A 22553-nucleotide genomic window follows, 5' to 3' on the forward strand; every position below is an offset into this window, starting at 1 on the left:
TACCCTTTTTACGTTGGTTATTGTATCGATTGACAGTACATTACATGCTCATCTATTACATTTGCAATGGTAACTCAATGACAATACCTCGTCTCCTGCTCGTCACCTTCGCGGGTTTGCTGTTTTCCAGTCCGCTTCTGGCTGAAGAGATTGGCTCCGTCGACACTGTGTTTAAGATGTTTGGACCCGACCACAAAATTGTGGTTGAGGCATTCGACGATCCCGACGTAAAAAATGTCACCTGCTACATCAGCCGGGCGAAAACAGGCGGTATCAAGGGCGGGCTGGGATTAGCGGAAGATACATCAGACGCGGCCATTTCGTGTCAGCAAATCGGGCCGGTAGAACTGAGCGAGAAAATTGCCAAAGGCAAAGCACAGGGTGACGTAGTGTTTCGTCAGCGCACATCGCTGATCTTCAAGAAACTGCAGGTCGTGCGTTTCTTTGACAGCAAGCGTAACGCATTAATTTATCTGGCTTACTCAGATAAAGTGGTGGATGGTTCACCTAAAAATGCGCTAAGCGCCGTACCGATTATGCCGTGGCACTAAGGCAATCATTAAACGCCCGTAAGGGCGTTAAATGATTGCCAGCTTAATCCTGCAGGTCACCACAGAAACGATAACCTTCGCCGTGAATGGTGGCGATGATTTCAGGGGTATCTGGCGTGGATTCAAAATGTTTACGGATACGACGGATTGTCACGTCAACAGTACGGTCGTGTGGCTTGAGATCGCGTCCGGTCATTTTCTTCAGCAAATCAGCACGCGTCTGAATCTTGCCGGGGTTTTCGCAGAAGTGCAGCATGGCACGGAACTCACTGCGCGGCAGTTTGTACTGCTCACCGTTGGGATTGATGAGTGAGCGGCTGTTGATGTCCAGCTCCCAGCCGTTGAACTTATAGCTTTCAACCTGGCGACGCTCTTCATTGGGTAAAGGCAAATTCATGGTGCGCAACAGCAGGTTACGTGCACGAATAGTTAATTCGCGTGGGTTAAACGGCTTAGTAATGTAGTCGTCTGCACCAATTTCCAGCCCAAGAATTTTATCGACTTCGTTATCGCGTCCGGTCAGGAACATCAATGCGACATTGGCTTGTTCACGCAGTTCACGTGCCAGTAACAGGCCGTTTTTACCCGGCAGATTGATGTCCATAATAACCAGATTGACATCATTGTCGGTCAACACCTGGTGCATCTCTGCACCATCGGTCGCTTCGTACACGACATAACCTTCCGCCTCAAAAATGCTTTTGAGGGTATTGCGCGTGACCAGTTCGTCTTCAACGATGAGAATGTGCGGGGTCTGCATGTTTAGCTACCTAATTTTGCCAACTAAATTGAAAACAGGGCGTACAGCGGTTAGGTGCTCTCCAGTGCGGAGAACGGCAAGCTTTGCTGAACCGTTGTACAAAAGTAAATTTTGATAAGCTTTTATCAAGGTCAACAACCGTATTCGCCAGCCTGCCGGGGTAAAAATTCCATGCCCTGCGGAATAATAATTTGAAACACATACTAACTGTATTAACAGCAACCTAACAGCAATAACAACAACTGGTAAGCATAAAAACAACGCTTCGTTGACTTATATCAAATGCAATTGTAGCACGTTAACATTTCTGTGAAAAACATCTCAAAAAATAGCGTGCTGGCTGACATTACGTCTCATTTTTGTCCCCGCCAGCCCGGCTTATCACTAAATATGATGTTAGAAACTTACTATTACAGTGGACTGAAATGAAAGGCTTTTATTTTGAAGGTTTTGATAATGTGCACTTTATGATAAAAAGGCGCGCTCCGGCCTTTTTTAACGTGTTTTAACATGTATGTCAGAGTCTTAACATGACCACCTATATCCCTCAATAAAGCAGGTGCGTGTTACACTAGCAGCGTGCACATTTACTGATGGAATGATCATGCTTTTTCCTCTTATCCTCGTCTCACCTGCCCGGGCAGAAAATATTGGCGCGGCGGCGCGTGCCATGAAAACCATGGGCTTTAATGAAATGCGTATTGTTGCCAGTGATGCATGGCAGGATCCGGCCGCCCGCCGCGTAGCTCATGGCGCAGGTGATATTCTGGACAGGATAAAAACCTTTGATACGCTGGCCGAAGCGCTGGCAGACATCGACTTTTCCGTCGCCACGACCGCGCGAAGTCGGGCCAGGTTCCGCTATTATGCAACGCCGCAGCAGGTGGAAGCGCAACTGCGGGAAAAACGTCAGTGGGTAAACAGCATGGCATTGGTATTTGGCCGTGAAGACAGCGGGCTGACCAATGAAGAGCTGGAGCAGGTTGACCTGCTCACCGGCATTCCAATGGCAAACGATTATCCTTCACTGAACCTGGGGCAGGCCGTTATGGTTTACTGTTACCAGCTGTCGGCGCTCAATCAGGTGGCTGCGCCTGTCGCCCCAGCGGCCGATGGTCAGCAGCTCCAAGCCCTGCGCCAGCGGTTTGAACAGTTACTGAGCCGGTTAGAGGTGAGTGACGACAATAAAATGGCCGACTGGATTAATCAGCGTATTGGCCTGTTAGAGCAGCGCGACAGTGCGATGTTGCACCGTTTGTTGCATGACGTGGAAAAAAAGCTGGCAGATAAATCCTCGGGTTAAGTGTGACTATACAGTCACAGATGTTAACGAAACGCGGTATAACAAACGATTCACCAGGCTTTTTTTGTTTAACAGCATGCTAAACATTGTGGTCTGTATTTGCGCAACGGATAAAACCGTTGACTTAATGTGCGCTTTGCTTTACTTCTTGACGCAGACGGACAATCAATGACAGACAGAAATAATAAATCTGAATGCGTAATCACAGCCTGAACACCACAATTATTACCACCACCATTACCATTACGATCGGTAAAGGGGCGGGCTGACGCATCCAGGAAAAACAGAAAAGAAGCCCGCACCTCACGAGTGCGGGTTTTTTTTTGACTCAAAATCAGGAGAGTTGACATCATGCGAGTGCTGAAATTCGGTGGGACCTCGGTTGCTAATGCAGAGCGTTTTCTGCGCGTGGCCGATATTCTGGAAAGTAATGCGCAACAGGGACAGGTTGCCACCGTGCTTTCTGCGCCCGCTAAGATTACCAACCATCTGGTCGCGATGATCGAAAAAACCATTAGCGGTCAGGATGCGCTGCCGAATATCAGTGACGCGACGCGCATCTTTGCGGAGCTGCTGCAGGGGCTGGCCGAGGCGCAACCCGGTTTCGACTATGACGGGCTTAAAAGCCGCGTAGACAGCGAGTTTGCTCAGCTTAAACAGGTGCTGCACGGGATCAGCCTGTTGGGACAGTGCCCTGACAGCGTCAACGCCGCGATGATCTGTCGTGGTGAGAAGCTCTCGATTGCGATTATGGAAAAGCTGCTTGAGGCACGAGGTTATGGCGTCAGCGTTATCGATCCGGTCGAGAAGCTGTTAGCCATCGGCCACTATCTCGAGTCTACCGTGGATATCGCAGAATCAACCCGCCGCATCGAAGCCAGTAAAATTCCGGCTGAAAATATGATCCTGATGGCCGGTTTTACCGCCGGTAATGAGCGGGGCGAGCTGGTGGTGCTGGGCCGAAACGGTTCCGACTACTCTGCTGCCGTGTTGGCGGCTTGTCTGCGTGCCGATTGCTGCGAAATCTGGACCGACGTAGACGGGGTTTATACCTGCGATCCCCGTCAGGTGCCGGATGCCCGCCTGCTCAAATCCATGTCATACCAGGAGGCGATGGAGCTCTCCTATTTCGGGGCGAAAGTCCTGCATCCACGGACTATCGCGCCTATCGCCCAGTTCCAGATCCCTTGCCTGATCAAAAACACGGCCAATCCGCAGGCCCCAGGTACGCTGATCAGCGCCAATGGTGAACAGGATGAATTCCCGGTTAAGGGCATCACCAACCTGAATAATATGGCGATGTTTAACGTGTCTGGCCCGGGGATGAAAGGCATGGTGGGCATGGCCGCCCGCGTGTTCGCGACCATGTCACGCACCGGGATTTCAGTGGTGTTAATCACCCAGTCTTCTTCCGAATACAGCATCAGCTTCTGTGTTCCTCAGAGCGAGCAGGCGCGAGCGCGCCGTGTGCTGGAAGACGAATTCTATCTTGAACTGAAAGATGGATTGCTGGATGCGCTGGACGTTATCGAAAATCTGGCGGTGATCTCGGTTGTAGGGGATGGCATGCGCACCCTGCGCGGGATTTCAGCGAAATTCTTCTCTGCCCTGGCGCGCGCCAATATCAACATTATCGCTATCGCTCAGGGATCGTCTGAACGCTCTATTTCGGTCGTGGTCAATAATGATGACGTCACCACGGGCGTGCGCGTCGTGCATCAGATGCTGTTTGCCACCGACCAGGTGATTGAGGTTTTTGTGGTGGGCGTCGGCGGAGTCGGCGGCGCCCTGCTGGATCAGCTGCATCGCCAGCAGACGTGGCTTAAACAAAAGCACATCGATCTCCGCGTTTGCGGCATTGCGAATTCCCGGGCGCTGTTAACCAACGTGCACGGTATCGATCTCAGCGACTGGAAAGGCGAAATGGCGCAGGCCAAAGAGCCGTTTAACCTGGGGCGCTTAATTCGCCTGGTTAAAGAGTATCATTTACTGAATCCGGTGATTGTGGACTGTACCTCGAGCCAGGCGGTTGCCGACCAGTACGCAGATTTTCTGGCGGAAGGTTTTCACGTGGTCACGCCGAATAAAAAGGCCAACACCTCGTCGTGGGAATACTATCAGAAGATGCGTGTGGCGGCGGCGGGATCGCGTCGTAAGTTCCTGTATGACACTAACGTCGGCGCGGGTTTACCCGTCATTGAGAACCTGCAAAATCTGCTCAATGCAGGCGATGAGTTGATCAGGTTCTCTGGAATTTTATCAGGATCGCTATCCTATATTTTTGGCAAGCTGGATGAAGGTGTATCGCTGTCAGAAGCGACCAGGATGGCACGCGAGATGGGCTTTACCGAGCCCGATCCTCGCGACGATCTCTCAGGTACGGATGTCGCGCGCAAGCTGCTGATTCTGGCGCGTGAAGCGGGGCATTCGCTCGAAATGAGCGACATTGAAATCGAACCCCTGCTGCCCGCGCATCTGAATGCCATCGCCGATGTCGACCAGTTTATGGCGCAGTTACCCGAAGCCGATGCGGCGATTGCAGCCAGGGTGGAACAGGCACGTGCTGAAGGCAAAGTGCTGCGTCTGGTTGGCGTGATCGAAGAGGGCGGGGCATGTAAAGTGAAGATCGATGCGGTTGACGGTAACGATCCGCTTTTCAAAGTCAAAAATGGCGAAAACGCGCTGGCCTTTTACAGCCGCTATTATCAGCCGATTCCGTTAGTATTGCGCGGATACGGTGCAGGAAACGATGTGACAGCTGCGGGCGTGTTTGCCGATCTGCTGCGCACACTGTCATGGAAGTTGGGAGTGTAATGATGGTAAAAATTTATGCGCCGGCCTCAATCGGTAACGTCAGCGTGGGTTTTGACGTGCTGGGCGCGGCGGTATCGCCAGTGGATGGTACATTGCTGGGTGACTGCGTGTCGGTCGAGGCGGCCGACAGCTTTAGCCTGAGCAATGCGGGACGTTTTGTCAGTAAGCTGCCCAGCGATCCCAAAGAGAACATCGTCTATCAGTGCTGGCAGCGTTTCTGTGAAGCGATTGGCAAAACCGTACCTGTAGCGATGACGCTGGAAAAAAATATGCCGATCGGCTCCGGCCTCGGCTCCAGCGCCTGCTCCGTGGTGGCTGGCCTGATGGCGATGAATGAATTTTGTGGTAACCCGCTTGATGAAACTCAGCTCCTGACCCTGATGGGAGAACTGGAAGGGCGCATCTCCGGTAGCGTACATTACGATAATGTCGCGCCCTGCTTCCTTGGCGGTATTCAGCTGATGCTGGAAGAAAACGGCATTATCAGTCAGGCCGTACCCGGATTTGACGACTGGCTGTGGGTCATGGCCTATCCGGGTATTAAAGTCTCGACGGCGGAAGCGCGGGCGATTTTACCTGCGCAGTATGCAAAGCAGGACTGCATCAAACACGGTCGTCTGCTGGCAGGCTTTGTTCACGCCTGTCATACGCGCCAACCCGCGCTGGCGGCTAAACTTATGCAGGATGTCATTGCTGAGCCTTATCGTACTCAGCTGCTACCGGGCTTTGCCGAGGCTCGCCAGGCCGCGCAGGATATTGGCGCGCTGGCCTGTGGAATATCGGGCTCCGGCCCCACGCTATTTGCCGTTTGCAACCAGATGGAAACGGCGCAGCAGATGGCCGACTGGCTGAGCCAGCACTATCTGCAGAACGATGAAGGCTTCGTCCATATCTGCCGTCTTGATACGGCTGGCGCACGTAAACTGGGATAACGCATGAAACTCTACAACCTTAAGGATCATAACGAGCAGGTCAGCTTCGCCCAGGCGGTGAAACAAGGTCTGGGTTCACAGCAAGGGCTGTTTTTTCCGCTCGAACTGCCGGAATTTGAACTGACCGACATTGATGCCATGCTGGAAATGGATTTTGTTACCCGCAGCAGTAAAATCCTTTCAGCCTATATCGGGGATGAAATCCCGGCAGCGCACCTGACTGAACGCCTGAAAACCGCGTTCACCTTCCCGGCGCCGGTTAAGGCCGTCAGCGACGACATTGCCTGCCTGGAGTTGTTCCACGGCCCGACGCTGGCGTTCAAAGATTTTGGCGGCCGCTTCATGGCGCAGATGCTGTCATACGTCAGCGGGTCCGATGAGCAAATTACCATTCTGACGGCGACGTCCGGCGATACCGGTGCTGCCGTGGCTCACGCCTTTTACGGTATGGAGAATGTGCGTGTTGTCATCCTCTATCCGCAGGGGAAAATCAGCCCGTTACAGGAGAAGTTGTTCTGCACGCTGGGCGGCAACATCGAAACCATTGCGATTGACGGCGATTTTGACGCCTGCCAGTCGCTGGTTAAGCAGGCGTTTGACGATCAGGCGCTGAAAAAGGCGATCGGCCTGAACTCCGCTAACTCGATTAACATCAGCCGCCTGCTGGCGCAGATTTGCTACTACTTTGAAGCGGTTGCCCAACTGCCGCAGGAGAAGCGTAATCAGCTGGTGGTCTCCGTGCCGAGCGGAAACTTTGGTGATTTAACGGCCGGCCTGCTGGCGAAATCACTGGGCCTGCCGATTAAACGCTTTATCGCCGCGACCAACGCCAACGACACGGTGCCACGTTTCCTGGGCAAGGGTGAATGGCAGCCTAACGCCACCGTGGCGACGCTGTCGAATGCTATGGACGTTAGCCAGCCAAACAACTGGCCGCGTGTGGAAGAGCTGTTCCGCCGTAAAACCTGGCGTCTGAGCGATCTGGCTTACGGTGCGGTAACGGACGATGTTACGCGTGAAGCGATGCGCGAACTGGCGAAGCTGGGTTACGTCTCTGAGCCGCATGCGGCAATTGCCTGGCGTCTGTTGCGTGACCAACTGCAGGAAGGGGAGTTTGGTTTATTCCTCGGAACGGCCCATCCGGCTAAGTTCCTGGAGAGCGTGGAAAGCATTCTGGATCAGAAACTCGCATTGCCTGCCGAGCTGGCTGAGCGCGCGGATCTGCCCCTGCTGTCGCATCAGATGGGCGCAGATTTTGCCCAACTACGGGCGTTTCTGCTCAAGTAATGCTCTGTCAGTCAGGATGAGGTGGGCTGACCACCTCATCGCTTTTGCAGGGCTCATGCGTCGGGCTGTTGTTACTGTTCGGCGCGTTTAAACACCATCTCATTCTCACGGCTTTCCTCAGCCGCAAAAGCATAGCCATCCACGTCGAACCGCGTAAGCTGCTCTGGCTTCGTCAGGCGATTCTGAATGATGTAACGGCTCATCAGTCCCCGCGCTTTTTTCGCATAGAAACTGATCACTTTGAATTTGCCATTTTTCTCATCCAGAAAGACCGGTTTAATCAGGCGCGCCTGCAGTTTCTTGGGTTTGATGGCTTTGAAGTACTCATCGGAAGCCAGATTAATCAGCACGTCATCGCCCTGACTGGCCAACGCGTCGTTCAGTTTTTCCGTTAACAGATCGCCCCAGAAGCTGTAGAGATCCTGACCGGCCGGGTTAGCCAGTTTGATGCCCATCTCCAGCCGATAGGGCTGCATTAAATCCAGCGGACGCAGCAGGCCGTAAAGTCCGGACAGCATACGCAGATGCTGCTGGGCAAAGTCGAAATCTTGCTCGCTAAACGTCTCGGCCTGTAAACCGGTATAGACATCACCTTTAAACGCCAGAATAGCCTGACGGGCATTCTTCAGATTGAAATCCGGCTGCCAGCTGTTAAAGCGGTCAGCGTTTAAGTGTGCCAGCTTGTCGCTAATGCTCATCAGTGAAGCGACCTGCGCCGGCGAGAGCTTACGCGCAATTTCAATCAGCTGTTGTGACTTTTCTAACAGCGCGGGCTGGGTAAAACGCTGCGTCGTCAGGGGGCTTTCATAATCCAGCGTCTTGGCAGGAGAAATCACCATCAACATCGTCGCTTCCTCAATGAGTCCCTTTTTTTAAGGGGTTAGCCTGTAATTGTTGCCTGCGAGTGTAGCAAAAAAGCCGCAAGGATCGGCAAATCACTCCTATTTGTTCGCGCTATCGTAAACGGCATTCCCTGACCTTGCACCACCGTTACCGCGTGATATTATCCCAACAGCCTTTTATCACCCTGACAGTTAACTAAGAGAAAAAACATGACGGACAAACTGACCTCCCTGCGTCAACTGACCACCGTAGTGGCCGACACTGGTGATATCGCAGCGATGAAGCTGTATCAGCCTCAGGACGCAACGACCAACCCTTCTCTGATTCTCAATGCTGCTCAAATCCCTGAATACCGCAAACTGATTGATGAAGCGATCGCCTGGGCGCGTCAGCAGAGCAGCGATAAAGAACAACAGCTGCAGCTGGTATCCGACAAGCTGGCCGTTAACATCGGTCTGGAAATTCTTAAGCTGGTGCCGGGCCGTATCTCCACCGAAGTGGATGCTCGCCTTTCTTATGACACCGAAGCCAGCATTGCCAAAGCTCGCAGCCTGATTAAATTGTACAACGATGCCGGTATCAGCAACGATCGTATCCTGATCAAACTGGCCTCCACCTGGCAGGGCATTCGTGCAGCAGAGCAGCTGGAAAAAGAAGGTATCAACTGTAACCTGACCCTGCTGTTCTCCTTCGCTCAGGCGCGTGCCTGTGCTGAAGCGGGTGTTTACCTGATTTCGCCGTTTGTTGGCCGTATCCTCGACTGGTACAAAGCCAACACGGATAAGAAAGAGTACGCGCCACACGAAGATCCTGGCGTGGTGTCCGTGTCTGAAATCTACGATTACTACAAGCAGCACGGTTACGAAACCGTTGTGATGGGCGCCAGCTTCCGTAACGTCGGTGAGATCATCGAACTGGCCGGTTGTGACCGTCTGACCATTTCGCCTGCGCTGCTGAAAGAGCTGGCGGAGAGTGAAGGCACACTGGAGCGTAAGCTGAGCTACAAGGGTGAAGTTAAAGCGCGTCCGGCTAAGATGACAGAATCCGAGTTCCTGTGGCAGCACAATCAGGATCCTATGGCTGTGACCAAGCTGGCCGAAGGCATTCGTAATTTTGCCATCGACCAGGGCAAGCTTGAGAAGATGCTGGCAGAAATGCTGTAATCGTTTTACCGTGGCGGCGCTGTCGCCACGGTTTTCCCTTTCCGCCACCGTTTGTTATTCTTCTTAGTACCTCCTTCCCCATGCACCGCACTGCGGTAAATCACAGCGAATATCATCATGAACACATTACGTATCGGATTGATCTCGGTTTCCGATCGCGCCGCGAACGGGATTTATCAGGATCAGGGGATCCCTGCCCTGGAAGCCTGGCTGAACAGCGCGATCAGCACGCCCTTTGAAGTGGAAACGCGCCTGGTGCCCGATGAACAGCCCATGATAGAACAGACGATTTGCGAGCTGGTCGATGAGCGTTTTTGCCACCTGGTATTGACCACCGGAGGGACAGGCCCAGCCCGGCGTGATGTTACGCCCGATGCCACGCTGGCCGTTGCCGATCGCGAGATGCCGGGGTTTGGTGAGCAAATGCGGCAAATCAGCCTGCAGTTTGTGCCGACGGCCATTCTGTCGCGTCAGGTAGGGGTGATCCGTAAACAGTCGCTCATTCTCAATCTGCCCGGCCAGCCGAAGTCCATCAGGGAAACCCTGGAAGGCCTTAAAGACGACCAGGGCAAGATAAACGTTCCGGGCATCTTCGCGGCTGTACCTTATTGTTTACAGCTTCTGGAAGGCCCTTACGTGGAGACGCACGCGGATGTGGTAGCAGCTTTTCGCCCCAAAAGCGCGATACGTGAGATAAATAACTAAATATTTTGCTTTTCAGGAATAAGCTACAGGCTCGCTGGTGTGGTGATAAATTGACGGTATAGTAAGCGAATCTTTACAACTGTTTTCACTTTCTCTGGACGCTTATGACCACATTTAAGACACCGCGCCTGAAACCCCAGGATTACAAAACGCTGGCACTCGCGGCGCTGGGTGGCGCGCTGGAATTTTACGACTTCATTATTTTCGTTTTTTTCGCTGCCGTGATCGGCGAGATTTTCTTCCCCAGCGATATTCCTGAATGGCTCCGCCAGCTCCAGACGTTCGCCATTTTTGCAGCGGGCTACCTGGCGCGTCCGCTGGGCGGCATCATCATGGCCCACTTTGGCGATAAAGTGGGTCGCAAAAAAATGTTCAGCCTGAGTATTTTGTTGATGGCGCTGCCCACGTTGGCTATGGGCGCACTGCCTGGCTGGGACGCGATTGGCCTGGCGGCCCCCCTGTTAATGCTGCTGATGCGCATGCTACAGGGCGCGGCGATTGGTGGGGAAGTCCCGGGCGCATGGGTTTTTGTGGCGGAGCACGTGCCCTACAAACGTATTGGTATCGCCTGCGGCACGCTGACCGCCGGACTCACTATCGGCATCCTGTTAGGGTCGGTCGTGGCAACCTTAATTAATACCACCATGACCCAGCAGGCCATTCATGATGGCGGCTGGCGCATTCCTTTTTTCCTGGGCGGATTGTTTGGCCTGGGGGCGATGTATCTTCGCCGCTGGCTACATGAAACGCCGGTTTTCATTGAAATGCAGCAGCGTAAAACGCTGGCGCAGGAGCTGCCGCTGAAAACCGTAATCCTTAAACACCAAAAATCGGTCGTGATTTCGATTCTGCTGACCTGGATGCTGTCTGCCTGCATCGTGGTGGTGATTTTAATGGCGCCGGTCTGGCTGCAGAAACAGTATGGTATGGCCCCGGCGCTCACCTTAAAGGCCAACAGCATCGCGATTATCATGTTATGTATCGGGTGCATCGTTGCCGGGCTGTTGGTGGACCGTTTTGGCGCCAGTCGGACGTTGAGCCTCGGTAGCGTGCTGCTGGCATTGTGTAGCGGGATGTTCTATTCCCTCGCGCCTCAGTATCCTGATTACCTGTTTCAGCTCTATGGGCTGGTGGGTTTTAGCGTGGGCGTCGTGGGGATTGTGCCCTTTGTGATGGTACGTGCGTTCCCTGCTGAGGTGCGTTTCACCGGCTTGTCGTTCTCTTATAATCTTTCTTATGCGGTATTTGGTGGCCTGACGCCGATTTGCGTGACGCTGCTGATGAACGTTTCCACCATGGCACCCGGCTGGTATGTCATGACGCTTGCGCTGGTCGGGTTGCTGATCGGTCTCTGGCTCAGACAGGATATCAGCCATGAGCCGAATCTGTGTGACGGGATAAAACAGGCATAAACACGCACGCGGAGCCGGGCTCCGCGTGCTGCCTCGACCATTTGCTTACGCGCCGATGGGCAGAACGATCCGTCCGAAGGTTTCGTTTAGCACTTCACCTATGGCCAGGTAACAGGCGCTGGCACCGCACACCAACCCGACCCAGCCTGCGCAGGGGATCAGCGCGGGAAGATGCGCCAGGTGACCCGTCGCCAGTAACAGGAACAATAACGCCAGCGAGCCGAAAACAAACTGCAGCATCGTTGCGCTCCGCAGCGTGCCAAAGAACATAAACAGGGTAAACAGGCCCCACAGTCCTAGCCAGGCGCCTAAAAAGGTCTCATTGGCCGGTTTCGCCAGCCCCATTTCAGGCAGTAACTGAATAGCCACAAAGCTTAGCCAGAACATGCCGTAAGAGGTAAAGGCCGTCAGTCCAAACGTATTATTCTTTTTAAACGCCAGCAGTCCGGCCAGCACCTGCGCAATCCCACCATAAAACATGCCCATCGCCAGAATGGTCACATCCATGGCAAACAGACCCGTATTGTGCAAATTCAGTAAAATCGTTGTCATGCCGAATCCCATCAACCCCAGGGGGGCAGGATTGGCCAGTGTTGTCGTTGTCATCGTTCCTCAGCGGTGTTGTTAGCGTAAAAGGCGCTGCCCGCCTCAATGCAGAATAAGCGCGGCGAGCCGCATAATAGTCAGCGTATTCATAGCCGTATTTGATCCTGGTCTGACAGGGACTGAAAATTTTTTTTCATTTAACCCTTGATGCGCTTCTAAGCGACCCCATTTACTTGTCATCGAGCGTTGTGAACGTTGTAAAAAAAAGCATGTGAGGTTGGGTTGAATGTAAACAACCTGCCCACATAAAAGGTTCACAACCCAAACTGGCAACGAATTTAAGTGGGAGATGTTTAGATGGGTAAGATTATTGGTATTGACCTGGGTACAACCAACTCTTGTGTTGCGGTCATGGACGGCACCAAAGCGCGCGTACTCGAAAACGCGGAAGGCGATCGCACCACGCCTTCGATCATCGCTTACACCCAGGATGGGGAAACTCTGGTCGGACAACCGGCTAAACGTCAGGCCGTCACCAACCCGCAGAATACCCTGTTTGCGATTAAGCGCCTGATCGGCCGTCGCTTCCAGGACGAAGAAGTGCAGCGTGATATCAAAATCATGCCATACAAAATTGTGGGTGCTGATAACGGCGACGCATGGCTGGAAGTGAAAGGCCAGAAAATGGCACCGCCGCAGATTTCTGCGGAAGTCCTGAAAAAGATGAAGAAAACGGCTGAAGATTTCTTGGGTGAGCCAGTGACTGAAGCGGTTATCACTGTTCCAGCCTACTTCAACGATGCGCAGCGTCAGGCGACCAAAGATGCCGGCCGTATCGCAGGTCTGGAAGTCAAACGTATCATTAACGAACCTACCGCCGCGGCACTGGCTTACGGTCTGGATAAAGGCCAGGGCAACCGCACGATAGCGGTTTATGACCTGGGTGGCGGTACATTCGATATCTCTATCATCGAAATCGATGAAGTTGATGGCGAGAAAACCTTTGAAGTGCTGGCAACCAACGGTGATACCCACCTGGGTGGTGAGGACTTCGACAGCCGTCTGATCAACTATCTGGTCGCGGAATTTAAGAAAGATCAGGGCATCGATCTGCACAACGATCCGCTGGCGATGCAGCGCCTGAAAGAAGCGGCAGAGAAAGCGAAGATCGAGCTGTCTTCTGCGCAGCAGACCGACGTTAACCTGCCGTACATCACGGCGGACGCAACCGGTCCTAAGCACCTGAACATTAAAGTGACTCGTTCTAAACTGGAATCACTGGTTGAAGATCTGGTTGCTCGCTCTATCGAGCCGCTGAAAGTGGCACTGCAGGACGCCGGACTGTCAGTTTCTGACATCAACGATGTCATCCTGGTCGGTGGTCAGACTCGTATGCCACTGGTTCAGGCGAAAGTGACCGAGTTCTTTGGTAAAGAGCCACGTAAAGATGTGAACCCGGACGAAGCAGTTGCCGTAGGTGCTGCGGTACAGGGCGGTGTGTTAGGTGGTGATGTTAAAGACGTTCTGCTGCTGGACGTGACCCCGCTGTCACTGGGTATCGAAACCATGGGTGGCGTGATGACATCGCTGATCAGCAAGAACACCACCATCCCAACCAAGCACAGCCAGGTGTTCTCGACGGCAGAAGACAACCAGTCTGCCGTAACGATTCACGTGCTGCAGGGTGAACGCAAGCGTGCCAACGACAACAAGTCTTTGGGCCAGTTTAACCTGGACGGCATTCAGGCTGCGCCACGCGGTATGCCGCAGATTGAAGTGACCTTTGACATCGATGCGGACGGTATCCTGCACGTGTCGGCGAAGGACAAAAACAGCGGTAAAGAGCAGAAGATCACCATTAAGGCGTCTTCCGGCCTGAACGAGGACGAGATTGCGAAGATGGTTCGTGATGCTGAAGCGAACGCAGAATCTGACCGTAAGTTCGAAGAGCTGGTGCAGACCCGTAACCAGGGCGACCAGATCGCGCACAGCACACGTAAGCAGCTGGATGAAGCGGGCGACAAGCTGTCAGCTGATGATAAAGCGCCTATCGAAGCTGCACTGAGCGCGCTGGAAACTGCGCTGAAAGGCGAAGATAAAGCAGAGATCGATGCCAAAATGCAGGCGCTGATGGAAGTATCCAGCAAGCTGATGGAAGCGGCACAGCAGTCTCAGGCAGGTGCAGCGGATGCCCACGATGCGTCAGCGAAGAAAGATGACGACGTGGTTGATGCTGAATTCGAAGAAGTGAAAGACAATAAGAAATAATTGCCCCTGACCGGGCGCGACGGTTGCCCTGACAGCCGTTGAAACCAGCACGGGCGTAGGAGTTTTCTCCACGCCCGTGCGATCATGTTAAGGGCTAAATAAATGGCGAAGAGTGATTACTACGAGATTTTAGGCGTCGCCAAATCTGCAGACGAGCGTGAAATCAAAAAGGCTTACAAACGCCTGGCGATGAAACATCATCCGGACCGCAATCCCGGTGATAAAGAATCTGAAACCAAATTTAAAGAAGCGAAAGAAGCCTACGAGATTCTGACCGACCCTCAGAAGCGTGCGGCCTACGATCAGTACGGCCATGCTGCCTTTGAACAAGGTGGTATGGGCGGTGGCGGATACGGCGGCGGCGGCTTTGGCGGCGGCGGTGCAGATTTCAGCGATATCTTTGGCGACGTTTTCGGTGACATCTTTGGTGGTGGCCGCCGTCAGCGCGCAGCCCGTGGTGCAGATTTGCGCTACAACATGGAGCTGACGCTGGAAGAAGCGGTTCGCGGCGTGACCAAAGAGATCCGTATACCGACGCTGGAAGAGTGTGACGTTTGCCACGGCAGCGGTGCCAAAGCGGGCACCAAACCGCAAACCTGTTCAACCTGTCATGGTGCAGGCCAGGTACAGATGCGTCAGGGCTTCTTCACCGTACAGCAGGCTTGTCCGACCTGTCACGGTCGCGGCTCGGTGATTAAAGATCCGTGCAATGCCTGTCACGGGCACGGTCGCGTAGAGAAATCGAAAACCCTGTCGGTAAAAATTCCTGCCGGTGTGGATACGGGCGACCGTATTCGTCTGAGCGGCGAAGGTGAAGCCGGTGAGCAGGGCGCACCTGCGGGCGATCTGTACGTGCAGGTGTCGGTGAAAAAACACCCGATCTTCGAGCGTGAAGAGAACAACCTCTACTGCGAAGTACCGATTAACTTCGCGATGGCCGCCCTGGGTGGCGAGATTGAAGTGCCGACGCTGGACGGTCGCGTGAAGCTGAAAGTCCCGGCAGAAACCCAGACCGGCAAGCTGTTCCGCATGCGCGGGCGTGGTGTGAAGTCGGTGCGCGGCGGTGCGGTAGGCGATCTGCTGTGTCGTGTGGTGGTGGAAACGCCAGTCAGCCTGAACGACAAGCAGAAAGCGTTGCTGCGTGAGCTGGAAGAGAGCTTTGGTGGGCCCAGCGGCGAGCATAACAGTCCGCGCTCCAAAAGCTTCTTCGACGGCGTGAAGAAATTCTTCGACGACCTGACGCGTTAATCGCGTTACTGACGTCAGACCCGATGAAAGCGGAGAGGAAACTCTCCGCTTTTTTTTGCGTCCTGCACTGCTGAAACGGTTTCTGGCACAGACCAGCTCTGCACCTTTCACGGCTATCCGGTTCTCCCGTCGGGTTATCATTCGCGGGCTGTTGTAGCCAAAAGTCTAACGTAATGTAAAAGCGACTAAATAAGCTTTTTATCAGGTTCGTTGAATCGTTACACTGCTCAGCATTCTGTATTACGCTCAGGAGGAGTGCATTTTGTCAAAACCTCGTCGAATTAAGCATTTACTGAAAAGTTTTATTGAGAGCGATGCCAGCAACGGCATGGTGCTCATTCTGGCTGCGGTCGTCGCTATGATCCTCGCCAATGGCGCTTCCACCGCCCAGGGCTACCAGGCTTTGCTGGATACACCGGTACAGATTCGCTTCGGCGAACTGGATATCAGTAAAAATCTGCTTCTATGGATCAACGACGCCCTGATGGCACTGTTCTTCCTGCTGATTGGTCTGGAAGTGAAGCGCGAGCTGATCTCAGGCGAACTCGCCAGCCGCGATCGGGCCATCTTTCCGGTGATTGCCGCGTTAGGGGGAATGGCGGCACCGGCACTGGTGTTTTTGCTGTTTAACCACGGTGATGAGATTGCCCGAAATGGCTGGGCGATCCCCACCGCGACGGATATCGCGTTTGCGCTCGGAGTCCTTGCCCTGCTTGGCAGCCGTGTGCCGACCGCCCTGAAGGTATTCCTGATGGCGCTGGCGATTATTGATGACCTGGGTGCCATCGTGATCATCGCGCTGTTTTACACCAGCGATCTGTCTGTGATGTCTCTGAGCGTGGCGGCAGGCGCTATCGTGGTGCTGGCGGTGCTGAACCGCTGTAACGTGCGGAATATCGCCATCTATATGCTGGTCGGTATGGTGCTGTGGACGGCCGTGCTGAAATCGGGCGTCCATGCTACGCTGGCGGGCGTGATCGTGGGCTTCTTTGTCCCGCTGGAAGAGAAAGACGGCCATTCGCCTGCGGAACATCTGGCACACGGATTAATGCCGTGGGTGAACTGGCTGATTCTGCCGCTGTTTGCCTTTGCTAACGCTGGCATTTCGCTGACGGGCATCACCTTTGGCGACGTGCTGTCGCCAGAGCCGCTGGGCATCATCCTGGGCCTGTTAATCGGTAAGCCGCTAGGGATTACGCTGTTTTGCTGGCTGGCGGTGAAGCTGAGGCTGGCAGCCTTGCCGAGCGGCACGACTATTCGCGATATCATGGCGATTGGCGTGCTGTGCGGTATTGGCTTTACCATGTCGATATTTATCAGTTCGCTGGCCTTTGACGCTGCCCACGAGCAGTTAGTGACGTTCTCTAAGCTGGGTATCCTCAGCGGTTCGTTGCTTTCCGCCGTTCTGGGTTACACCTTATTGCGAATCAAGCTGCGATAAAAATCCATTGCTGCAACACGTTCATCCGGTGTTGCAGCAATGCTGTTTCCTGTCTCAACATCTCAACATCTCAATATGGCCTGTGACCCACGATGACATTGCGCGTTGACTGGCTGTTATCGCGTTTCTCTGCGGCCGGTCTGAACTCGCAAGGACGCCGTGATTGACCTTCTCTGTTCACCCTGGACCTGATAACCCGACGGAGGGCTCGTGAGAGAGGCTGTCCGGAGCGCTACGAGCCTGAACCTGGGGCAGCATTGTTCGGCAGGTTGAGAGCAGTGCAGAGGCGGTGGGTTGTCTGGCAGGGCAGGGCTGGAAGATAAAGTCAGGAAGAGACAGTCGCCTGGCGGCGCTAAACAGCAGGCATAAAAAAACCGGCTTAGCGCCGGTTCTTTCAACAAAGCGATGAACAAATGGCGATTAAGCCAGTTTGTTGATCTGTGCAGTCAGGTTTGCTTTATAACGTGCAGCTTTGTTTTTGTGGATCAGACCTTTAGCAGCCTGACGGTCCACAATTGGTTGCATTTCATTAAATGCGTTCTGCGCAGCAGCTTTGTCGCCTGAAGCGATCGCCGCGTATACTTTCTTAACGAAGGTACGCATCATAGAGCGACGGCTTGCGTTATGCTTGCGACGTTTCTCAGATGTTACGGCACGTTTCTTAGCTGATTTGATATTAGCCAAGGTCCAACTCCCAAATATGTTCGATAGAGACAAATCAAAGGCCGAGGACTATGCCTTTTGGACCTTCTGTTGTCAATGGATTTGTGCAAATAAGCGTCGTTTACAAGTGATAACCTGTATGACACTCGGTTACGTATTTGATGGCGCAAGATTCTACCAGCTTCCGCTCCCTGAATACAGTATTTCGCAACAAAATTCTCTCAGCGGCTTTGCAAGGCAGTAAATACGGCCTGTAACGCATGAAAGGCGTGTTCACGGGTTAACCTTGGCGGCTTTCGAGGGTATAATCCGCCGATTTCCACCGGTTTGAGTCAGCCATGAAGTTTATCCGCGGTATTCATAATCTTAACGCGCAGCATCACGGCTGCGTTTTGACCATTGGTAATTTCGATGGTGTGCACCGCGGTCATCAGGCGCTGATGGGGCGGTTGCTGGAAGAGGGACGGAAACGTAACCTGCCAGTGATGGTGATGGTGTTTGAACCCCAGCCGCTTGAACTGTTTGCGGGCGAAAGCGCACCCGCCAGGCTCACTCGCTTGCGAGAGAAGCTAAAATATCTGGCAGAAATCGGCGTGGACTCCGTGCTGTGCGTGCGTTTTGACCATCGCTTTGCCGCGTTGTCGGCGCAGAGTTTTATCAGCGAACTGCTGGTGAACAAGCTGGGCGTGAACTATCTTGCCGTCGGGGATGATTTCCGCTTTGGCGCTGGTCGCCAGGGGGATTTCCTGCTATTACAGAAAGCCGGCGCCCAGTATGGCTTTGATGTGGTCAGCACAGAAACCTTTTGTGACAGCGGTAAGCGCATCAGCAGCACGGCGGTGCGTCAGGCACTGGCCGAGGACAACTTAGCGCTGGCGCAGTCGCTGCTGGGCCATCCTTTCAGTATCTCTGGGCGCGTCGTGCACGGTGATGCACTCGGACGTACGCTGGGGTTCCCTACGGCTAATCTTCCTTTACGCCGCTGCGTGTCGCCGGTTAAAGGCGTTTATGCGGTGGAAGTCCATGGGCTGGGGCCACAACCCCTGCCTGGCGTTGCCAATATCGGCACCCGCCCGACGGTAAAAGGTTTGCGCCAACAGCTTGAAGTTCACCTGTTGGACATCAATATGGATCTCTATGGTCGCCACATTGATGTGGTGTTGAAGCAGAAAATACGAAACGAGCAGCGCTTTGCTTCACTGGATGCGTTGAAAGAGCAAATTGCGAAAGATACGGTAACGGCCCGACAATTTTTTGGTCTGTAACCTGAGCGAAAAACGGAATCGAGAATCTGATGAGTGACTATAAATCAACCCTGAATTTGCCGGAAACGGGGTTCCCCATGCGTGGCGATCTGGCCAAGCGCGAACCGGGAATGCTGCAACGTTGGTATGATGACAACCTGTACGGCATCATCCGCGAAGCCAAGAAAGGGAAAAAAACCTTTATCCTGCATGATGGCCCTCCTTATGCGAACGGCAGCATTCATATTGGTCACTCTGTTAACAAGATTCTGAAAGACATTATTGTGAAGTCTAAAGGCATGGCAGGTTACGACTCGCCGTATGTGCCAGGCTGGGACTGTCACGGTTTGCCTATCGAGCATAAAGTTGAGCAGATGATCGGCAAGCCGGGCGAAAAAGTCAGCGCCGCCGAATTCCGCGCCGCCTGCCGTCAGTATGCCGCCGAACAGGTTGAAGGGCAGAAAGCCGACTTTATTCGCCTGGGCGTGCTGGGCGACTGGGATCGTCCTTACCTCACCATGGACTTCACCACCGAAGCCAATATCATCCGTGCGCTGGGTAAAATCATCGGCAATGGCCACTTGCACAAAGGCGCCAAGCCGGTGCACTGGTGCATGGATTGCCGTTCTGCTCTGGCGGAAGCCGAAGTGGAATACTACGACAAAACCTCCCCCTCCATCGATGTGATGTTCAATGCCGTTGATGCGGACAGGGCGCGCGCAGCCTTCGGTGTGACCGCCTCAGAAGGCCCGGTTTCGCTGGTGATCTGGACGACCACCCCGTGGACCATTCCGGCTAACCGCGGTATTTCACTGCATCCCGAGTTCACCTATCAGCTGGTGCAGATTGCAGGACGTAGCCTGATCCTGGCAAAAGATCTGGTTGAGAGCGTCATGAAACGCGCGGGCGTCAGCGACTGGACCGTGCTGGGCGAATGTCAGGGCGCGGCCCTGGAATTGCAGCTGTTCCAGCATCCTCTGCTTGAGCAGATCCAGTCCAAAGTCGTATTAGGTGAGCACGTCACGCTGGATGCCGGTACGGGGGCTGTTCATACCGCGCCAGGCCACGGCCCGGATGACTACGTGATTGGTCAGAAATATGGTCTGGAAACGGCTAACCCGGTCGGCCCTGATGGTGCCTACCTGCCGGGTACGTATCCGGGACTCGACGGCGTTAACGTCTTTAAAGCCAATGATATGATCGTTGAGCTGCTGAAAGAGAAAGGCGCATTGCTGCACGTTGAAAAACTGCTGCACAGCTACCCACACTGCTGGCGCCATAAAACCCCGATTATCTTCCGTGCCACGCCGCAGTGGTTTATCAGCATGGATCAGAAAGGCCTGCGTGCTCAGTCATTGCAGGAGATCAAAGGCGTGCAGTGGATCCCGGACTGGGGTCAGGCGCGCATTGAGTCCATGGTTGCCAACCGGCCTGACTGGTGTATTTCCCGCCAGCGTACCTGGGGCGTGCCAATGGCGCTGTTCGTACACAAAGAAACCGAAGCCCTGCATCCGGATACCCTGGCGCTGATGGAAAAAGTGGCGCAGCGCGTTGAACAGGATGGCATCCAGGCATGGTGGGATCTCGATCCGCGCGATCTGATGGGCGACGATGCTGACCACTACGTGAAGGTGCCGGACACGCTGGACGTCTGGTTTGACTCAGGTTCCACCAGCTATTCGGTCGTGGATGCCCGCCCGGAATTTGGTGGCAATACACCGGATATGTATCTGGAAGGTTCCGATCAGCATCGTGGCTGGTTTATGTCGTCGCTGATGATCTCGACCGCGATGAAAGGCAAAGCGCCTTATCGCCAGGTACTGACGCACGGCTTTACCGTCGATGGTCAGGGCCGCAAGATGTCCAAATCCATCGGCAATACCGTTGCACCCCAGGATGTCATGGACAAGCTGGGTGCGGACATTCTGCGCCTGTGGGTTGCTTCTACCGATTACTCGGGTGAGATGGCGGTATCCGATGAAATTCTGAAACGCTCTGCGGATGCCTATCGTCGTATTCGTAACACCGCGCGCTTCCTGTTAGCCAACCTGAGCGGCTTTAACCCGGCCACCGATCTGGTTAAACCGGAAGAGATGGTGGTGGTCGATCGCTGGGCGGTGGGACGTGCGCAGGCGGCGCAGGCGGATATCATCGCCTCTTACGAGCACTACGATTTCCACGAAGTGATTCAGCGCCTGATGCAGTTCTGCTCCATCGAGATGGGCTCCTTCTACCTGGATATCATTAAAGATCGTCAGTACACCGCGAAAGGCGACAGCCTGGCCCGCCGTAGCTGCCAGTCAGCGCTGTGGCACATTGTTGAAGCGCTGGTACGCTGGATGGCACCGATCATGTCTTTCACGGCCGACGAAATCTGGGGCTATCTGCCAGGCGATCGGGCGAAGTATGTCTTCACTGAAGAGTGGTATACCGGCCTGTTTGGTCTGCCAGAAAACGAAGCGCTGAACGATGCGTACTGGGCAGAACTGCTGAAAGTACGCGGTGAAGTGAACAAGGTGATCGAGCAGGCGCGTAGCGACAAACGTATCGGTGGCGCGCTGGAAGCGTCCGTTACTCTGTATGCCGACGCGGACCTGGCGACGAAACTGCAGGCGTTAGGTAACGAACTGCGTTTTGTGCTGTTGACCTCCGGTGCTCAGGTCGCTGATTACGCAGAGGCAGAGGCTGAAGCGCAGCAGAGCGAACTGGTAAAAGGGCTGAAAATCGGCCTGCATAAGGCAGAAGGCGAGAAATGCCCGCGCTGCTGGCACTACACGACTGACGTCGGTCAGAATCCGGAGCACGCTGCGGTGTGCGGTCGCTGTTACACCAACGTAGCCGGCAACGGCGAAGAGCGTAAGTTTGCCTGATGAGTAGACCTGTTTTCTCCACCGGATTGCGCTGGCTGTGGCTGGTGCTGGTTGTTATCGTTGTTGATTTCGTCAGCAAGCAGTGGGTCATGAACAACATGATGCTGCATGAAACGCAGCCGCTGATGCCGTTCCTTAACCTGTTCTATGCGCATAACTATGGCGCGGCGTTCAGCTTCCTCGCGGATAAAGGCGGCTGGCAGCGCTGGTTCTTTGCCGGCATTGCCCTGGCGATCGTGGTGTCGTTACTGGTCATGATGTACCGCAACAGCGCCAGTCAGAAGATCGCCAATATCGCCTATGCCTTAATCATTGGCGGCGCAGTGGGCAATCTGTTTGACCGTTCATATCATGGCTTTGTGGTAGATTTTATCGATTTCTACGTCGGTAACTGGCACTTTGCTACATTTAATATCGCTGACTGCGGCATCTGTATCGGGGCCGCGTTGGTGGTGCTGGAGGGCTTTTTCAATCCTTCCAGCAAGCAGGTTAAAAAAGGGTAA

19 protein-coding genes and 1 other annotated feature are annotated in these 22553 nt (G+C 54.0%); of the genes, 15 read left to right on the forward strand and 4 right to left on the reverse strand.

What is annotated here, in order from left to right; translation table 11 throughout:
• Positions 1 to 77: 77 nt before the first annotated feature.
• Positions 78 to 551, forward strand: coding sequence for a protein CreA (creA, locus tag EL29_RS00660; protein WP_019106396.1), 474 nt, complete (start codon positions 78 to 80; stop codon positions 549 to 551).
• Between the two features lie 43 nt (positions 552 to 594).
• Here the strand turns inward: creA and arcA are convergent, their stop codons facing one another.
• On the reverse strand, positions 595 to 1311 hold the full coding sequence (gene arcA / locus EL29_RS00665) for a two-component system response regulator ArcA (RefSeq protein WP_013024548.1): 717 nt from the start codon (positions 1309 to 1311) through the stop codon (positions 595 to 597).
• Between the two features lie 604 nt (positions 1312 to 1915).
• Between arcA and EL29_RS00670 the strand changes: the two genes are divergently transcribed.
• From EL29_RS00670 to thrC, 5 genes are all read left to right on the forward strand, one after another.
• Positions 1916 to 2614 (forward strand): tRNA/rRNA methyltransferase, encoded by a 699-nt coding sequence (locus tag EL29_RS00670; protein WP_014606619.1) that lies wholly within the window; start codon positions 1916 to 1918, stop codon positions 2612 to 2614.
• Positions 2615 to 2808: 194 nt separating this feature from the next.
• Complete coding sequence (gene thrL, locus EL29_RS23390; protein ID WP_109707012.1) at positions 2809 to 2883, forward strand: thr operon leader peptide; 75 nt, start codon at positions 2809 to 2811, stop codon at positions 2881 to 2883.
• Positions 2816 to 2940: a sequence feature (Thr leader region), on the forward strand. It overlaps the preceding gene by 68 nt.
• Positions 2941 to 2965: 25 nt before the next feature.
• A complete protein-coding gene (gene thrA, locus EL29_RS00680) occupies positions 2966 to 5428 on the forward strand; it encodes a bifunctional aspartate kinase/homoserine dehydrogenase I (RefSeq protein ID WP_013024550.1) in 2463 nt (820 codons plus the stop codon).
• Positions 5429 to 5430: 2 nt separating this feature from the next.
• Positions 5431 to 6360 (forward strand): homoserine kinase, encoded by a 930-nt coding sequence (gene thrB / locus EL29_RS00685; RefSeq protein WP_024472265.1) that lies wholly within the window; start codon positions 5431 to 5433, stop codon positions 6358 to 6360.
• Between the two features lie 3 nt (positions 6361 to 6363).
• On the forward strand, positions 6364 to 7647 hold the full coding sequence (gene thrC / locus EL29_RS00690) for a threonine synthase (protein WP_013024552.1): 1284 nt from the start codon (positions 6364 to 6366) through the stop codon (positions 7645 to 7647).
• A 71-nt stretch (positions 7648 to 7718) separates the two neighbouring features.
• Here thrC and yaaA read toward each other — a convergent pair whose 3' ends face one another.
• Complete coding sequence (gene yaaA, locus EL29_RS00695) at positions 7719 to 8492, reverse strand: peroxide stress protein YaaA (protein WP_014592877.1); 774 nt, start codon at positions 8490 to 8492, stop codon at positions 7719 to 7721.
• 207 nt (positions 8493 to 8699) lie between these two features.
• On the opposite strand from yaaA, the gene tal reads away from it, so the two are divergent.
• The 3 genes from tal to EL29_RS00710 all read left to right on the forward strand — a co-directional run bounded on the left by tal (position 8700) and on the right by EL29_RS00710 (position 11770).
• Positions 8700 to 9653 carry a transaldolase gene (gene tal / locus EL29_RS00700; protein WP_013024554.1) on the forward strand — a complete coding sequence of 318 codons (954 nt, stop codon included), beginning with the start codon at positions 8700 to 8702 and terminating at the stop codon, positions 9651 to 9653.
• Positions 9654 to 9770: 117 nt separating this feature from the next.
• Positions 9771 to 10358: a molybdopterin adenylyltransferase gene (gene mog / locus EL29_RS00705; protein ID WP_013024555.1), complete on the forward strand. Its 588-nt coding sequence runs from the start codon at positions 9771 to 9773 to the stop codon at positions 10356 to 10358.
• A 104-nt stretch (positions 10359 to 10462) separates the two neighbouring features.
• A complete protein-coding gene (locus tag EL29_RS00710) occupies positions 10463 to 11770 on the forward strand; it encodes an MFS transporter (RefSeq protein WP_028714804.1) in 1308 nt (435 codons plus the stop codon).
• Positions 11771 to 11815: 45 nt separating this feature from the next.
• Here EL29_RS00710 and EL29_RS00715 read toward each other — a convergent pair whose 3' ends face one another.
• Positions 11816 to 12376: an acetate uptake transporter gene (locus tag EL29_RS00715; protein ID WP_014592880.1), complete on the reverse strand. Its 561-nt coding sequence runs from the start codon at positions 12374 to 12376 to the stop codon at positions 11816 to 11818.
• 297 nt (positions 12377 to 12673) lie between these two features.
• On the opposite strand from EL29_RS00715, the gene dnaK reads away from it, so the two are divergent.
• The 3 genes from dnaK to nhaA all read left to right on the forward strand — a co-directional run bounded on the left by dnaK (position 12674) and on the right by nhaA (position 17273).
• On the forward strand, positions 12674 to 14584 hold the full coding sequence (dnaK, locus tag EL29_RS00720; RefSeq protein WP_013024558.1) for a molecular chaperone DnaK: 1911 nt from the start codon (positions 12674 to 12676) through the stop codon (positions 14582 to 14584).
• 102 nt (positions 14585 to 14686) lie between these two features.
• Complete coding sequence (gene dnaJ, locus EL29_RS00725) at positions 14687 to 15832, forward strand: molecular chaperone DnaJ (protein ID WP_013024559.1); 1146 nt, start codon at positions 14687 to 14689, stop codon at positions 15830 to 15832.
• Positions 15833 to 16094: 262 nt separating this feature from the next.
• The gene (nhaA, locus tag EL29_RS00730) at positions 16095 to 17273 is read left to right on the forward strand and encodes a Na+/H+ antiporter NhaA (protein WP_028714805.1); all 1179 of its coding nucleotides are present in this window, start codon (positions 16095 to 16097) and stop codon (positions 17271 to 17273) included.
• A gap of 420 nt (positions 17274 to 17693) precedes the next feature.
• On the opposite strand, the gene rpsT is transcribed toward nhaA, so the two are convergent.
• A complete protein-coding gene (gene rpsT / locus EL29_RS00735; protein ID WP_006117633.1) occupies positions 17694 to 17957 on the reverse strand; it encodes a 30S ribosomal protein S20 in 264 nt (87 codons plus the stop codon).
• Positions 17958 to 18274: 317 nt separating this feature from the next.
• On the opposite strand from rpsT, the gene ribF reads away from it, so the two are divergent.
• Genes ribF through lspA form a run of 3 tightly spaced genes read left to right on the forward strand, consistent with a single transcriptional unit; the run spans position 18275 to position 22553 of the window.
• On the forward strand, positions 18275 to 19201 hold the full coding sequence (gene ribF, locus EL29_RS00740) for a bifunctional riboflavin kinase/FAD synthetase (RefSeq protein WP_028714806.1): 927 nt from the start codon (positions 18275 to 18277) through the stop codon (positions 19199 to 19201).
• A 29-nt stretch (positions 19202 to 19230) separates the two neighbouring features.
• Positions 19231 to 22050 carry an isoleucine--tRNA ligase gene (gene ileS / locus EL29_RS00745; protein ID WP_013024563.1) on the forward strand — a complete coding sequence of 940 codons (2820 nt, stop codon included), beginning with the start codon at positions 19231 to 19233 and terminating at the stop codon, positions 22048 to 22050.
• Positions 22050 to 22553: a signal peptidase II gene (gene lspA, locus EL29_RS00750; protein WP_013024564.1), complete on the forward strand. Its 504-nt coding sequence runs from the start codon at positions 22050 to 22052 to the stop codon at positions 22551 to 22553. The genes ileS and lspA overlap by 1 nt, the downstream gene beginning before the upstream one ends.

The organism is Pantoea ananatis LMG 2665, from assembly GCF_000710035.2.
GTDB classification, from domain to species: domain Bacteria; phylum Pseudomonadota; class Gammaproteobacteria; order Enterobacterales; family Enterobacteriaceae; genus Pantoea; species Pantoea ananatis.

Bases quoted from the DNA above. Each gene is read 5' to 3' on its own strand.
- thrB (WP_024472265.1), top strand. From the start codon at position 5,431: ATGGTAAAAATTTATGCGCCGGCCTCAATCGGTAACGTCAGCGTGGGT.
- arcA (WP_013024548.1), bottom strand. From the start codon at position 1,311: ATGCAGACCCCGCACATTCTCATCGTTGAAGACGAACTGGTCACGCGC.
- EL29_RS00715 (WP_014592880.1), bottom strand. From the start codon at position 12,376: ATGACAACGACAACACTGGCCAATCCTGCCCCCCTGGGGTTGATGGGA.
- dnaK (WP_013024558.1), top strand. From the start codon at position 12,674: ATGGGTAAGATTATTGGTATTGACCTGGGTACAACCAACTCTTGTGTT.
- yaaA (WP_014592877.1), bottom strand. From the start codon at position 8,492: ATGTTGATGGTGATTTCTCCTGCCAAGACGCTGGATTATGAAAGCCCC.
- ileS (WP_013024563.1), top strand. From the start codon at position 19,231: ATGAGTGACTATAAATCAACCCTGAATTTGCCGGAAACGGGGTTCCCC.
- tal (WP_013024554.1), top strand. From the start codon at position 8,700: ATGACGGACAAACTGACCTCCCTGCGTCAACTGACCACCGTAGTGGCC.
- mog (WP_013024555.1), top strand. From the start codon at position 9,771: ATGAACACATTACGTATCGGATTGATCTCGGTTTCCGATCGCGCCGCG.
- EL29_RS00710 (WP_028714804.1), top strand. From the start codon at position 10,463: ATGACCACATTTAAGACACCGCGCCTGAAACCCCAGGATTACAAAACG.
- EL29_RS00670 (WP_014606619.1), top strand. From the start codon at position 1,916: ATGCTTTTTCCTCTTATCCTCGTCTCACCTGCCCGGGCAGAAAATATT.
- thrC (WP_013024552.1), top strand. From the start codon at position 6,364: ATGAAACTCTACAACCTTAAGGATCATAACGAGCAGGTCAGCTTCGCC.
- creA (WP_019106396.1), top strand. From the start codon at position 78: ATGACAATACCTCGTCTCCTGCTCGTCACCTTCGCGGGTTTGCTGTTT.
- ribF (WP_028714806.1), top strand. From the start codon at position 18,275: ATGAAGTTTATCCGCGGTATTCATAATCTTAACGCGCAGCATCACGGC.
- thrA (WP_013024550.1), top strand. From the start codon at position 2,966: ATGCGAGTGCTGAAATTCGGTGGGACCTCGGTTGCTAATGCAGAGCGT.
- dnaJ (WP_013024559.1), top strand. From the start codon at position 14,687: ATGGCGAAGAGTGATTACTACGAGATTTTAGGCGTCGCCAAATCTGCA.
- lspA (WP_013024564.1), top strand. From the start codon at position 22,050: ATGAGTAGACCTGTTTTCTCCACCGGATTGCGCTGGCTGTGGCTGGTG.